The following is a 14,261-nucleotide window of genomic DNA, read 5'->3' as shown; positions in this document are numbered from 1 at the left end:
ATGAAAGGGAAGATCGATGTTGTTGAAGGATGAAGTCGAAATGCTGCGGCGCATGCCGTTCTTTGCTGGAATAGAACCGGCGAAGCTAAAGCTTCTCGCCTTCACCTCTGAGCGCGTGACTTTCAAGCCCGGTGAAACGCTGTTCCATCAGGGCGACATATCCGATGCCGCCTATGTGATCCTTCTGGGTGGCGCGGATATTCTTGTCGATTCACCAAGCGGGCCCATCAAGGTTGCCGATGCACAGCCCAATTCCATCGTTGGAGAAATTGGCATCTTGTGCGATATGGGGCGCACCGCGACGGTGAGAGCAGCGACGCCTTTGGAGACCTTGCGCATCAGCAAGGAGCATTTCACGAAAATCCTCGGTGACTATCCGGAAATGGCCATCACGATCATGCGAGAATTGGCGAAGCGGCTCGGCCAGACCACCGCAGAACTGACGCAGGAGCGTAGCCGCAACCAGAATATGCACTAATTGAAAGAAGGTTTTGGCGCGATGCTGGCGGTCCGAAACATCGCTCTGTTCATTTGGCTGTCGCGGAGTTGATGATAATTTAATCCGCTGGCGGACGATGATTGTATCGTGGAATAAGCTGGCTTTGTTAAATCCCTTTCGTAAGTTACTATCGAGTGAGCCAGCCGCGTTCTGAAAAACTTCTTTGTTAGATGAGTAGGAACGCCTAAGCCAAACGCTGAAAAGCATTTGTCAAATGTGCCAGCGGACTAAACTATTGAAAAGCTTTTACTTCATCATTGAATGCAGCGTTGCGGGGGAGTTTTATGAGGCCGTTTCGCGCAGTTGTACTGGTATTTTCGGTGGTTGTGGGATGTGCCGGGCCTCGCGCTGTCACTGGACTGGGGACGGCTGAGCAGTCGTATTCGCGGTCAGGCGATGTGGTTCCTCTCATGGTTGCTACGGTTCGGGATCGTTCAGACGACCCAGAAATCGCCTATACACGCGCGCGTTCGGATGTGCTGATGTTCTCCACCATAGATGTTCGCATTCCACACAATCACCGGCCCGGATCGGTGGAAACGTCTGCGTCCAGGCCAGATCCCCGACGGCAGTTCAGCGCAACCAACTATTTGAGCCTTTCAAATGGAGAGGCCATGGTTCGTGAAATCAACCGGAGATTATCCGAGCGGCCTGCATCGCAGCGCGAAGTGTTTATCTTCGTTCACGGCTATAATAACAATTTCGCAGAGGGGCTTTTTCGCAACGCCCAGATCGTGCATGACTATGACGTTGGGTCTTTGCCCGTTTATTTTTCATGGGCTTCAGCCGGTGCACTGACACGTTATCTGTATGATCGTGACAGCGCGCTCATTGCCAGAGATGGACTGGCTGAGACGCTTCAACTTGTGGCGCGCTCAAAGGCGACCGGGATCATTGTCGTCGGTCATTCAATGGGAGCGGTTGTCGTGATGGAAGCGCTGAGAACCCTTTCCATCCGGGATCAGAGAAAGGTGCTTCAGCGGATCAAGGGGGTGCTTCTTGCTGCGCCAGACCTCGACCCTGATCTCTTCAGGAGCCAGGTGAATGATATTAGTCATTTGCCGCGACCTTTCACTATCGTTGTTTCGCGTCGGGACCGCGCCCTCGATATTTCGCGCCGATTGACCGGAGGTGAGCCTCGTGTTGGGAGCGGAGCTGATATAGGGTTCCTGCAAAACAAGGACATTCAGGTTCTTGATGTCTCGCAGGTGGATCGTGGCGGGCACACCCTGTTCGCCAGTTCTGACACCCTGATCAAGCTTCTAGGATCGGGTAACTTCTTGCGTCAGTTCTTGACTGATGAATATGCAAGTATGGACGATGCATTTGCCGTGGCGGGGCAGGGAACACTGGAACAAGCTTCGCTGGTGCTTTATCTGCCAGCCAGGATGATCAAGCGCCTCGCCAATCGATAGAAGAATTTGGAGGGACGCCGCCAGAGCTTTTATACGCTCTTGAAATTAAAATGAATTGCAGCTGCGAACTCAATTTTCATACACTGATATTTAAATTGGCGGTCGCCATGAGTGTCGATAACTTTAAACTTGTAGCAGTCATGGCACCTTGTTATTATCGACTTACTTTACTGCCTTGCCCAGTTTTTACCTCATGCGTCAACAGCGCAATTAAGTTCTCCAATAGCACAGAGGTGGCTTTTGTAGATGAACAAGGGTTGGCATGCAGAGCTTGAACTTCGGTTTGAGCATAATCGTGAAGTGACGCGGCTGATGCGGCGGCGCCATGTGGGTCCCCTTGCGGTTCAACAGCCTTTTTATCCTGAGAAAGACGGCAGCGCGCATGTCTATCTCCTTCATCCGCCGGGTGGAGTTGCAGGGGATGATATTCTTGATATTTCGTGCTTTTTGGGTCGCAAGGCCAGAGCTGTTCTGACAACACCGGGCGCCACGAAATTCTATCGCAGTGAGCGAGGCCAGAGCGCACAGACGACTAGGATCGATGTGAGTGAAGGTGGCATATGCGAGTATCTCCCGCAGGAAACAATCGTTTTTGACGGCGCCAGAGCATCCATAAGCACGCATGTCTCCCTGAGCGGTGATGCAGTCTATCTGGGGTGGGACATTTTCAGTCTGGGGCGTCCTGCCTGTCAGGAAAGCTTCGACAGGGGCGAAGTCCGGCAACGGGTCGAAATATTCAGGGACGGAAAGCCAATCTGGTTCGAACAATTTCGCCTTCGTGGTGCCGCACCAGCAGTGAATGCGGCTTATGCATTTTGCGCCAAACCAATTGTTGCCACGATGGTTTATGCCGGTCCGGCTGCGGAAAACGCACTTCAGGCCATTCGCGAAGCGGTGGGTGACACAGCCAGAAATCTGTTTTCAGCGTCGCGGCTGGAAAGGGTGATTGTCTGCCGCTATCTCGGCGGGCGGATGTCGGAAGCCAAGGCGCTATTTCGCAGGGCGTGGGAGGTTCTACGCGAAATGGGATTAGGAAAACCGGCCACTGCACCGCGCATCTGGGCCACATAACTGACTTTGGAGAGGGTCTACCGATGGAACTATTGCCACGTGAAAAGGACAAACTTCTGATTTTCACTGCAGCATTGGTTGCGGAGCGACGCCGAGCCAGAGGGTTGAAACTGAACTATCCAGAGGTTGTGGCTTACATCTCCGCTGAAATTCTGGAGGGTGCCCGCGACGGTAAAACGGTCGCGGAACTCATGTCCTACGGGGCCACGCTTCTCAGCCGGGATGAGGTGATGGAGGGCGTGCCTGAAATGATCCACGACATTCAGGTGGAAGCCACTTTTCCAGACGGCACCAAACTTGTGACCGTTCACAACCCGATTCCTTAGTGCGTTTCTGAATGACCGAAATTGCTCTTGCTTTTGGTTCTGCCCGCATCTTGTACCGAAAACGCTTGGCGCTTTTCGGTACGCGCTTCAGGAGACGATCATGATACCGGGTGAATATTTCATCGAAGACGGGTCGATCGACCTCAACGACGGTCGCGAAACCTGCACCATTGCTGTCGAGAACACCGGCGACAGGCCGATACAGGTTGGCTCGCATTATCATTTCTATGAGACCAATGAGGCGCTCGTCTTTGATAGGGAGCGAACGAGAGGTTTCAGGCTCAATATTCCCGCGGGGACTGCCGTGCGGTTTGAGCCGGGACAGGATCGTGAAGTCGAACTGGTTGCGCTTGATGGCGACCGGGAAGTCTATGGCTTCAACGCAAAAATCAACGGGAAACTTTAGGAGGGACAGATGGGGAGGATATCAAGGCAGGCCTATGCCGAACTCTATGGCCCGACAAAGGGCGACCGTGTGCGTCTGGCAGATACCGAACTCATCATCGAGGTCGAGGATGACCGTTGTATCTATGGCGAGGAAGTAACCTTCGGCGGCGGCAAGGTTATTCGCGATGGCATGGGGCAGGGCCAGCGGCCTTCAGCCGAAACCGCCGATTTGGTGATCACCAATGTCATTATTCTCGACTATTGGGGCATCATCAAAGCCGATGTAGGTATCAAGAATGGTCGTATCTCGGGGATCGGTAAGGCAGGTAATCCCGATATCCAACCCGGTGTCGACATCATCGTTGGACCTGCAACCGACGTAATTGCGGGCGAGGGCAAGATCCTCACTGCAGGCGGCATCGATACGCATATTCACTTCATTGCGCCACAGCAGGCGGAAGAAGCGCTGGCCAGCGGCACCACCACTTTGGTTGGCGGTGGAACGGGACCAACGGTTGGTACGCTTGCAACGACGGTTACGCCTGGTCCATGGGCTATCCATCGTATGCTGGAGGCTGTAGAAGCGCTTCCGATCAACGTGGGTTTGTTGGGCAAAGGCAATGCAAGCAAGCCTGAACCTCTGCGTGAACAGATCAGGGCCGGTGCTGTTGGCCTAAAGCTGCACGAGGATTGGGGAACCACCCCTGCCGCCATCGATAATTGTCTTAACGTCGCCGACGAAGAAGATATTCAGGTGGCCATTCATACAGACACGCTGAACGAGAGCGGGTTCGTCAAGGATACTTTTGCTGCCATGAAAGGCAGGACCATTCACAGTTTCCATACGGAAGGTGCCGGCGGCGGGCATGCTCCCGACATCATTACGGCGGCGGGCGAAGAAAATATTCTGCCGTCCTCCACCAATCCGACCCGTCCCTACACCATCAATACGGTCGATGAGCACCTCGATATGCTGATGGTCTGCCACCATCTCAGCCCGAAAATTCCGGAGGATGTGGCATTTGCGGAATCCCGCATTCGGCGCGAAACGATTGCAGCAGAAGACATACTCCATGATCTGGGTGTGTTTTCGATGATGTCATCGGATTCTCAAGCCATGGGTCGCATTGGAGAGACAACGCTTCGCTGTTGGCAAACCGCCCATAAAATGAAGGTGCAGCGCGGCCCCCTGAGTCAGGATAGCGGCCGGAACGATAATTTCCGCGCCAAGCGGTACGTCGCGAAGTATACGATTAACCCGGCGATTACGCATGGATTCGCTCATGAGATTGGGTCTGTCGAAGTTGGAAAGCGGGCTGATCTTGTATTGTGGAAGCCGGAATTCTTCGGCGTGAAACCCAGCCTTGTGATGATCGGCGGTATGATTGCGATTGCGCCGATGGGCGATCCCAACGCATCGATCTCGACGCCCCAACCGGTCCATTACCGTCCAATGTATGGTGTGTTGGGGCGGGCGCTTGGCTCCACAGGCGTCACATTTGTTTCCAAATCAGCGCTTGATGATGGTATCGGCGAAAAGCTGAAACTCAGCAAGCAATTGGTTGCGGTCAAAGGGATTAGAACGGTCCGCAAGAAGGACATGATCCACAACGGTCTTACGCCCAAATTGGAGGTCGATCCGCAAACCTATCAGGTGCGGGTGGATGGCGAATTGATCACCTGTGAACCAGCCGATGTTCTGCCGATGGCGCAACGCTATTTCCTGTTTTAAGCGACTGACGGGGGTTAGCGAAACCAAAGCGATAGAGCATTTCCTCATTCTTTAGAAACGGGGATGTTTACCGGTACATGAAGGAACAAAATATGCAGTTCAATGCGATGCGGGATCATCCTTCTCTGGGGTTTATCGATTGGACGCTGCGCGGTATCGGACAAGTGGTGTTCCAGAACAACCCGCTTTCCGGGCTGGTCATTTTGTTCGCCATTCTGGTCAATTCCTGGATTTATGCCCTTATTTGTGTGGTGGGTGTGGTCGCCAGCACACTGACGGCAATCATACTGAAGGCCGACAGGGGGCTTATTCGTGATGGCCTGTTCGGATTCAATGGAGCTTTGGTCGCGCTTGCGCTGATCGCATTTACCAGTGCCGATTTTCGCAGCGGCGCGCTGCCGTCACCGGCCATGACGATCTATCTCATCTTTGGCGCAGCTTTTTCCACAATGGCTTTCGCGAGTATCGGAGCGCTTCTGGGCCCGCACAAGGTTGCGCCTCTAACAATGCCATTCGTGCTTGTCGGTTGGCTGTTTCTGTACGCAATTCTCAAATTTGATGCCATCGATGCGGGGCCAATGGCGAAACCGGTGTCACCGGAACAGTTTTCCTACGCTGTCCCTTATGTACTCCCAACCTGGTATATGGGGATCGGCACCGCCATCGGACAGATATTCTTTCAGGATAATTGGATCACAGGCTACATTATCCTTGCTGCTATCGCGATCCATTCCCGGATAAGCGCCCTGATGGGCCTTTTGGGAGCTATAACCGGAGCTTTGATAGCTGCCGCATTCGGCGGACCGGAAGGGGCCATTCGCGATGGGCTTTTCGGTTACAATGCCGCGTTAACGGCAATTGCGCTTGGCGGCTTCTTCCTTGTTTTCAGCTGGAGCAGTTTTCTTTACGCGATCTTCGGCGCTGTCGTGGCCACATGGCTTTGGGCTTCGGTAGCCATCTTCCTGAAACCGATTGGAATGCCGGTGCTGACTTCGACATTCGTCCTCGTCACTTGGGTCATGCTGATCGGTCAGTATGCTTTCAAGGCATTGGTGCCCGTCCCTCCGGCTGATGCAAGTTCGGCAGAGGAAAATCTCGAGCGATATCGCGAAACGCAACGCTTACGACCGGAATAGTCGGCTGTATTGCGTCTCATGCCAGGCACTGGCCATAGCCAGTGCGGGCGCTGTATTGCCGATTTTGTCGTCTTCGAGCGTGCATGCTTTCTCGACGGCCCGCTCGATCTTCTCTGCTCCAGCAATAAGCATCTTCTGGCCTGCCGTGTGGCCGAGCGGAACGAGCCGGATTGCCGCCATGACCTGGCTTTCCACCACGCTCCACATAAGGCCGCGCAGTGCATCGACCGGCTCTATATTCCAGTTAAGCGCCGCGATGGCGAAGGCTGCGGGGTAGGTTGCCCGTTGTTCCGAAGCGAAGTTGCGCGCCCGCTCGACACCAAGTTCCGACAGCAGCGTAAGCAAGCTTTCGCCCATGCGGCGATCCTCAAGCTCGAGTTCGCTGCTTTCTCGACTTGCCCCGAGCCAGTCGTTCAAGCGGCAGAATTCGGCATCGTCGCTTCGCGTCAGTGCCGAAAACATTCGCCAGAAAATCGCCCCGTCAAGCGCAGCGTAGCTGTGTTCCAGAAGGCCGAACACCCATCCGGCACAACTTTCCTCGTTCGTAACTGTTCCCGCATGCACGGCCCATTCAAGACCACGCGAATAGGAAAAAGCGCCAACAGGCTGGCTGGGACTGACAAGTCGCATGAGATGCAGCATAGGCAGAGCCGGAGAGTGCACGGGCAAGCCCGGTTCCGGCCCGGCATTATTACCATCAACTTCAGCGTGTCTCTTCGAATGATCCAGCAAGATGCGGCTCACATCATCCGGCCATCAGGTAAAGCCCGCTGAGCGCGGCAAAGCCGCCCGCCGCCCGCATTATCATCTGCCCCGTCCGACCTTGCAGGATGCGGCCTGCTGCAAGGCCCGCACCAATACCTGCTGCGTGGAGCAATGCCGTCGCTAGCGCAAACCCAACACCATAGGAAAGAAACGCCGCGCTGCCGATTTCCCCACCATGGGCATAGCCATGAAAGAATGCGAAGAAGCCGACGACGAGCGCTGCAGTCAGGGTCGATGCGTGGAACGCCATGGCGACAATGAGGCCAAGCACAATTACCGATGTAAGGATGACTGGTTCGACATAGGGAAGAGTTATCCCACTGAGTGCCGCCATAAATCCCAGCAGCATGACGCCGACAAAGCTTAGCGGAACGACGACAAGCGCGCGCCCACCGAGCATCGAAGCCCAAAGGCCAACGGCAACCATTGCAAGGATGTGGTCGGCGCCCGAAAGAGGGTGAGAAAACCCAGCGGCGAAAGAACCATGCTCGGCTAGGTTGAGATGTGCGAATGCGGGGCTCGCCATCAAGGAGAGCAGGACGGCAATCAGGAGAGATGTCCTTTTCATTTCAACTTCCTTTCAACAACAATGGCCATGCTCAGAAGGAGCCAAACATTGAACCCAGCACGAAAACCGCCGCGAGCGAGATAATCACGCCGACAATCACAGTCATGACCATGTCAAAATAGCTTGATGCATGGGTTTGTTTGCTGATCTGAAGGAGCAGAAGCACCGTACCATTGTGCGGCAGCGCATCCAGTGTACCAGCGCTGATGACCGTCAAACGGTGCATGAGATCAGGATTGATCCCGTACTGGATCGCCAATCGCATATATTCGTCGCCCAGCGCATTGAGTGCGATGGCCATGCCGCCGGATGCTGTTCCGGTGAGGGCTGCCAGCGCATTCATGGCGACAACCAGAGAGACAAGCGGACCGCCCGGCACCTCAAGCACCGCATCGCGAACCACGGAAAAAGCAGGCATCGCTGCCACAACTGCACCGAACCCGACGAGGCTCGCTATGGTGAGAATGGGCAGAACAGAGGAGTTTGCGCCTGCGTCGAGGCTTTCGCGGATCGCCCGAAGGCGGCGAAAATTGACCGCTATCAGGGTCAAAATGGCGGCCGCTAGTGCAATAAGCACCGCCCACAAACCTATTGATGATCCGACATCGATCCCCCAAGGCTCCTGCTCCAGAAATGAGAAATCAATACGGGGCAGGATGATGAGCGCCATCAGGAAATTGACGACGATGACGACAAGCAGGGGCAGGACCGCGAAGAAAAAAGGCGGCTGGTGGTCGGCTCGTGCGCCGTGTTCGAGTTCTGCGGGGTCGAAATCACCTGAAAGCGTCGATTGTTCTCTGACCTTTTCCGTAATCTCCAGTTCGCCGGTGTCATCGACATAATTTTCACCTGCAGCCCGCGCCTTGGCTTCCGCGCGTTGCAGCCACCACATGCCGAACACTAGTGTTATGATGGATGCAATGATCCCCAGTCCCGGCGCTGCAAAGGTCGTGGTTTCGAAATAGGGCATCGGAATGGCATTGTTTGTGGAAGGCGTGCCCGGCATTGCCGACATGGTGAAGGTAAAGGCACCAAGCCCAATGGCCGCAGGCATCAGACGGGCTGGTATATTGGCTGCCTTGAACATCTCCCGCGCCATGGGCACGAGAACGAAGAAGGCAACGAATACGCTGACGCCCCCATAGGTGACGACTGCCGATGCCAGCACGACGGATAGCATCGTGCGTTTTACGCCGAGTTTTTCCGTCAGATATCGTGCAATCGAGGTGATGGAGCCGCTATCGTCCATCAGCTTTCCAAAAATACCACCCAGGAGAAAAAGTGGAAACCACCGTCCCACGAAACTGGCCGTCCCGCCCATGAAGGTCGATGTCCAGTTTGCCAGAAGAGGCTCCCCCGAAATGAGCGCGGCGAGAAGAGCAGCTACAGGAGAAAGCAGAAGCACACTCCAGCCGCGATAGGCAAACCACATGAGTAGCGCTAGTCCCAGCAGTATTCCAAGCAACCCCATGCTATCTGACCCCTCAGCCGATGTTGGAGAGAATGCATTCGGAATTCTTGAATGAAACTACTTTAGACGGAATATATCAAGAAAATAATGCTTATATCGAATTCTTAAAAATTTGACGGGTCTAAGTTCTCTAATTCTACTTGAGTATTTTAAAATAGTAGACGTCTATGAACCTTCCTCTCACATCGTTATCGACACGTCCTCGGATTTCGATTTGATCTTTTCGACCTATTTTTCTGCCTCGCCAAATTTCTCGTTCGATGCGGACTCTTGTCGTTCCAGTGTGATCTTGAAAAATATAATGAGCTCTTCTCATATTGCCCTTGATCGAACCGGTGAGCACAACGCGAGTTCCGATGGGAGTTCTGCTTACAACACTGGCGGTTATTCCATTACCGGCTTTGACGGAATCCAGAAACTGAGCGTATGAAACGCTGCCAGAGCCTAACAAGAAAAGGCTCAATAAGAGTGCCAACTGATGAAAGCGCTGTTTTACAGAGTTCATGGGTTCAACCTCCTCATGGCGATGATCGAGCTTTTCACCGTATGCTTGCCGGAATGAAAACAACTGCTGCGCCGTGACGCTTGCGATACAGTTCCGTCATTGATCACGGCGGTTTCCTAAACGCTCGGTTATTCGTTGCACAATGAAATACAAACCCGGTGTGAGTAACAGACCAATCGTCGTTGCTGCGACCATCCCTCCAAAGATTGTCACACCCACGGCCTGACGAGCGCCCGCACCCGCGCCGGAAGAAACGATCAAAGGGATGATGCCCAGAATGAAAGATACAGCTGTCATCATCACGGCACGGAAGCGTTGCTCAGCTCCCGTCCGTGCCGCTTCACTCGCCGACAGACCTGCTTCCCGCTTTTCTTTTGCAAATTCCACAATCAGAATTGCATTCTTGGCGGCAAGGCCGATCAACAACACCATCGCAATCTGCACATAGAGGCTATTTTGCAGCCCGAAGATTTTCAGGGCTGCGACTGCTCCAAGCAACGCTGCGCCCAATGAAACAATCACCACCGCAGGCAAGGCCCAACTTTCATACTGAGCAACCAGAAAGAGATAGGCAAAAAGAAAGGCAAGGGCAAAGACGATGCCTTCCTGACCGCTGCTTCTGCTTTCCTGAAAGGATAGGCCCGACCACTCATAACCATAGCCATCAGGTAGTTTTTGGGATGCCACAGTCTCCATTGCCGCCATCGCCTGGCCACTGCTCGCACCGGGAGCCGGAACCGCATTGACCTGTGCTGAGACCGAAAGGTTATAACGCGTAATGACGAAAGGGGCCAGAACGGTGGTCAAGGACACGACACTGCTCAACGGGACCATTGTTCCGTTTCGGTTTCTCACGTGGAGCTTCAAAATGTCTTCGCTATGCGCGCGAAAATCGGAATCCGCTTGCAGATTCACCTGAAAGACGCGCCCATTAAGCGTAAAGTCATTGACATAGCGTGAGCCAAAATTGGCGCCGATCACCGCGTAAATATCAGACACACTGAGCCCCAGCGCTTCCGCACGGGAACGGTCAACGTCGACATAGATTTGCGGTACATTCGCATTGAAAGTCGTCGCCGCCCCGCCGATCTCGCCGTTCTGGTTAAAGTAGCCAAGCAATGCATTTGTAACCTGTGCAATTTCCTCCGTAGACTGTCCTTGCAATGCCTGGAGGCGGAAATCGAGCCCGCCAACGGACCCGATACCGGCTATCGCCGGTGGCGCAAAAACTGAGACAATAGCGCCGGGAATCTGGGAGAATTGAGACCGGAGAGTGCCGATAATATTATTAAGCCCCAGCTCTTCTTTTTCCCGGTCTTCCCAGGGCAGCAATGCGGCAACGGCCATGGCGCCATTGGGCGTGCTCGTCGATTGCAGAATACTGAAGCCCGCAACCGTGATCACATCCTGAACCCCGGCGGTCTCGTTTAGCACCTTTCTGACATTCTCAACGATGCGATTGGTGCGGTCGAGCGAAGCCGCACTTGGCAACTGGATATCAACGAATAAAGCTCCCTGATCCTCGTCCGGCAGGAAAGTGGCGGGTAGATTGACAAAAATGAGATAGGCACCGGCAAAGCAGGCCACAATGGCTGCAAGCGGCACATACCAATATTTGACGAGAATGCCCACGCCCCTGCCGTAAGCATCACGGCTTCGTTCCATGATGTTAGTAAACCACGCCAGTGGTCCTCTCTTGAAACCGCTTTGCCCGCGCTTGAGCAGCAACGCCGCCAATGCCGGACTTAGCGTGAGGCCAACGAACGACGAAATGACCAGCGCCGATGAGATTGTCACTGCGAACTGGCGGTAGAGCTGTCCGCCAATACCCGCGAGAAACGCTGTGGGTGTGACCACGGCGAGAAGCACGAGCGTCGTTGAGATTATCGGTCCGGTGATCTGAGACATCGCCTTGCGCGTCGCATCGACAACGGTGATGTCGGGCGTGTCGTGCAGAACGTGTTTGACGTTTTCCACGACGAGAATAGCGTCATCGACGACAAGCCCGATAGCGAGAACCAAGGCCAGCAACGAAATCATATTCAACGAATAGCCTACCGCCAATAGAACCGCGACCGCACCAAGCATGGAAACCGGTATGGCAAGGGCCGAGATCAGTGTCGCGCGCCAGTCTTGCAGGAAGATAAATGTCACCGCGAGCACGATTGCAAAGGCTTCAAACAATGTGCGCGTCGTCAATTGCAAGCTAGCGTCCACAAACCGCGTTGCGTCATAAACCACGTGATATTGCAGACCTGCCGGAAATCTGGCGGAGAGCCGCTTCAGTTCGGCCTGAACGGCTGTCGCAGTCTGTATCGCATTGGCACCGGGCGACTGATTAATCTGCAGCATCGCCGATTCATGACCAGCAAAACTGGCTCTTGAAGCATAATTGCGTGCACCAAGTTCAAGACGGGCTATGTCGCGGAGAAATACCTTGGCTCCGTCGGCGCCGGTGCGAATGACGATAGCTCCAAATTCGTCGGCATCTCGCAACCTCCCCTGTGCGACCAGCGTATATTGCAGTTCCGTTCCAACCCGCATGGGCGGCGCACCAGACTGCCCGAGGGTAGCCTGGATATTCTGACGTTGGATTGCCGCGGAAACCTCATCAATGGTTATCCCGAGCGCATCCATTCTTTGAGGATTGAGCCAGACTCGCATCGAATATTCAGACGCGCCGGTGACACTAGCCTCACCGACACCTGCCACGCGTGAAATCGCGTCGACAATGGTCGTCGTGGTGAAGTTGGTGATCTCAAGCGCGCTCAAACTGTCATCGGGAGAATAGAAAGCGATGCCCAGCACAAAATCGGGTGAGCGTGATCGAACAGAAACGCCCTGTTGTGCGACAGCGGCAGGCAATCGCGAGATTGCCAGTTGCGCACGGTTTTGCACATTGATCTGCGCAAGCTCCGGATCAGTTCCCACTTCAAAGGTGACTGATAATGAATATTGACCGGCATTCGAGCTCGTGGATGACATATACATCATATCATCCACGCCATTGATGGCTGTTTCCAGCGGACCGCCCACAACGTCGGCAATCACTTCCGCACTCGCGCCGGGATACATCGCCGAAACAGAAACTGTTGGAGGGGTGATCTGCGGATATTGCTGGATGGGCAGTGAGAAAACGGCGATGGCGCCAGCAATGGAGATGAGAAGCGAGATAACGATTGCGAGGCGCGTTCGTCGGATGAAGGTTTCCGAAATCATTGAGCGGCCCCCGGTTCATCCGGTGACGATTCCTGAGGTGATACGGACTGCCCATCCGCAATTCTTTGCAAGCCTTCGATGACTATCGTTTCTCCCGCCCTGATCCCGTCTTTGACGGACCAATCGTTGCCGATGCGTATGCCGGTCACAATCTGCCGCCGAGTGACAGTGTTATTGTCGTTCAACACAAAGACGAACTTGCCCTCGCGGTCCTGCAGAACAGACGCCATTGGAACAATCGGCAATGTTTTTGCCGTTTCATCCAGCAGGCTGACAGCGACGGTCTGGCCCGGAACCAGAATATGGTCCGGGTTTGCAAACAGCGCGCGTACAGCAATTGTGCCCGTTTGCGGATTGACCTCGTTGTCGATGAACTGGATGTTACCTTTGGAGCCATACTGCTTGCCGTTGGCGAGGGTAAGCGTTAGTTGGAATCTGTTCAGATCAACGGTTCCACCTCGCGCCTCTTTCTGGCGAATGGCGATGAGCGTTCGATCGGTAATGGAAAAAACAACGCGGACAGGATCGAGCTGAACAATACGCGCCAGGGACCCGGCGCTGGGGCCGACCAGATTTCCAACCGTAAACAAAGACCGGCCGATTGTGCCGTTGATCGGTGAACGGATCTGCGTGTAAGAAAGGTTCAGTCGGGCTGTATTCAGCGCAGCCTCTGCGCTTTGAACGTCTGCGGAAGCGATATCGAACGCTGCCTGAGCATCATCCAGAGAGGCTTGTGAAGCGGTGTTCCGGTTCGCCAGTGTGCGTGTTCGCGTCAGGGTCTGTCGGGCAGCATTTTGGGCCGCCTGTGCGCGAGCGACCTGCGCTTCTGCTGAAGTCACCGCCGCCCGCATTTGGTCTGGTTCGATCTCAAAGAGGAGATCGCCTGTCTTGACTGCGCTTCCCTGTTCAAAGCTCTTCACTTTGAGAAAACCCGTAATCCGGGCCTGAATGTCAACGGCTTCTATTGCTTCGACTTGTCCATTGAATTGGAGCGGGGCCGTGGAAGGCGCCGAGCCCGCCTTTCTGACGACCACCGATGGCGCGGGCTGGGTTGTTGTGCTTTGCTGGGCGGCGGCAGGAGGCATGAAAGACAGCAAAAGCAACCCGGAAAGGGCGACATTCGCGGAGTAATAACCGAGGGTCTTAATCAATGTCGGGTCCTCCCTG

At 54.4% G+C, this 14,261-nt stretch carries 13 protein-coding genes; 7 read left to right on the top strand and 6 right to left on the bottom strand.

Translation table 11 applies throughout. The features are described from left to right. Positions 1-16 precede the first annotated feature (16 nt). From FIC94_RS16410 to FIC94_RS16380, 7 genes are all read left to right on the top strand, one after another. Positions 17-478: a cyclic nucleotide-binding domain-containing protein gene (locus FIC94_RS16410; RefSeq protein ID WP_140025571.1), complete on the top strand. Its 462-nt coding sequence runs from the start codon at positions 17-19 to the stop codon at positions 476-478. A 431-nt stretch (positions 479-909) separates the two neighbouring features. Continuing rightward, entirely contained in the window at positions 910-1,914 is a 1,005-nt protein-coding gene (locus FIC94_RS16405) for an alpha/beta hydrolase (protein ID WP_235892033.1), read from the top strand. A 246-nt stretch (positions 1,915-2,160) separates the two neighbouring features. Next, positions 2,161-2,985 (top strand): urease accessory protein UreD, encoded by an 825-nt coding sequence (locus FIC94_RS16400; RefSeq protein WP_140025569.1) that lies wholly within the window; start codon positions 2,161-2,163, stop codon positions 2,983-2,985. A 23-nt stretch (positions 2,986-3,008) separates the two neighbouring features. Beyond that, positions 3,009-3,311, top strand: a complete 303-nt coding sequence (ureA, locus tag FIC94_RS16395; RefSeq protein ID WP_109366128.1) for an urease subunit gamma — start codon at positions 3,009-3,011, stop codon at positions 3,309-3,311. A gap of 100 nt (positions 3,312-3,411) precedes the next feature. Then, the gene (locus tag FIC94_RS16390) at positions 3,412-3,717 is read left to right on the top strand and encodes an urease subunit beta (RefSeq protein WP_109366127.1); all 306 of its coding nucleotides are present in this window, start codon (positions 3,412-3,414) and stop codon (positions 3,715-3,717) included. 9 nt (positions 3,718-3,726) lie between these two features. Continuing rightward, a complete protein-coding gene (gene ureC, locus FIC94_RS16385; RefSeq protein ID WP_140025568.1) occupies positions 3,727-5,430 on the top strand; it encodes an urease subunit alpha in 1,704 nt (567 codons plus the stop codon). A 92-nt stretch (positions 5,431-5,522) separates the two neighbouring features. Next, positions 5,523-6,566: an urea transporter gene (locus FIC94_RS16380; RefSeq protein ID WP_140025567.1), complete on the top strand. Its 1,044-nt coding sequence runs from the start codon at positions 5,523-5,525 to the stop codon at positions 6,564-6,566. Here FIC94_RS16380 and FIC94_RS16375 read toward each other — a convergent pair. The 6 genes from FIC94_RS16375 to FIC94_RS16350 form a co-directional block, all read right to left on the bottom strand. Beyond that, a complete protein-coding gene (locus FIC94_RS16375) occupies positions 6,552-7,310 on the bottom strand; it encodes an urease accessory protein UreF (protein ID WP_140025566.1) in 759 nt (252 codons plus the stop codon). The genes FIC94_RS16380 and FIC94_RS16375 overlap by 15 nt on opposite strands. Before the next feature lies 1 nt (position 7,311). Continuing rightward, positions 7,312-7,899, bottom strand: coding sequence for a HupE/UreJ family protein (locus FIC94_RS16370; protein WP_140025565.1), 588 nt, complete (start codon positions 7,897-7,899; stop codon positions 7,312-7,314). A gap of 31 nt (positions 7,900-7,930) precedes the next feature. Beyond that, positions 7,931-9,370 carry a GntP family permease gene (locus tag FIC94_RS16365; protein ID WP_140025564.1) on the bottom strand — a complete coding sequence of 480 codons (1,440 nt, stop codon included), beginning with the start codon at positions 9,368-9,370 and terminating at the stop codon, positions 7,931-7,933. Positions 9,371-9,506: 136 nt separating this feature from the next. Next, the gene (locus FIC94_RS16360) at positions 9,507-9,875 is read right to left on the bottom strand and encodes a YgiW/YdeI family stress tolerance OB fold protein (protein ID WP_140025563.1); all 369 of its coding nucleotides are present in this window, start codon (positions 9,873-9,875) and stop codon (positions 9,507-9,509) included. Positions 9,876-9,971: 96 nt separating this feature from the next. After that, the gene (locus FIC94_RS16355; RefSeq protein WP_140025562.1) at positions 9,972-13,094 is read right to left on the bottom strand and encodes an efflux RND transporter permease subunit; all 3,123 of its coding nucleotides are present in this window, start codon (positions 13,092-13,094) and stop codon (positions 9,972-9,974) included. Continuing rightward, positions 13,091-14,245, bottom strand: coding sequence for an efflux RND transporter periplasmic adaptor subunit (locus tag FIC94_RS16350; RefSeq protein ID WP_235892032.1), 1,155 nt, complete (start codon positions 14,243-14,245; stop codon positions 13,091-13,093). Before FIC94_RS16350 ends, FIC94_RS16355 begins: the two co-directional genes overlap by 4 nt. Positions 14,246-14,261: the final 16 nt, after the last annotated feature.

It is taken from the genome of Ochrobactrum teleogrylli (assembly GCF_006376685.1).
Classification (GTDB): domain Bacteria; phylum Pseudomonadota; class Alphaproteobacteria; order Rhizobiales; family Rhizobiaceae; genus Brucella; species Brucella teleogrylli.
The sequence above is the reverse complement of the archived record's forward strand: the minus strand, read 5'-3'. Positions and strand labels throughout refer to the sequence as shown.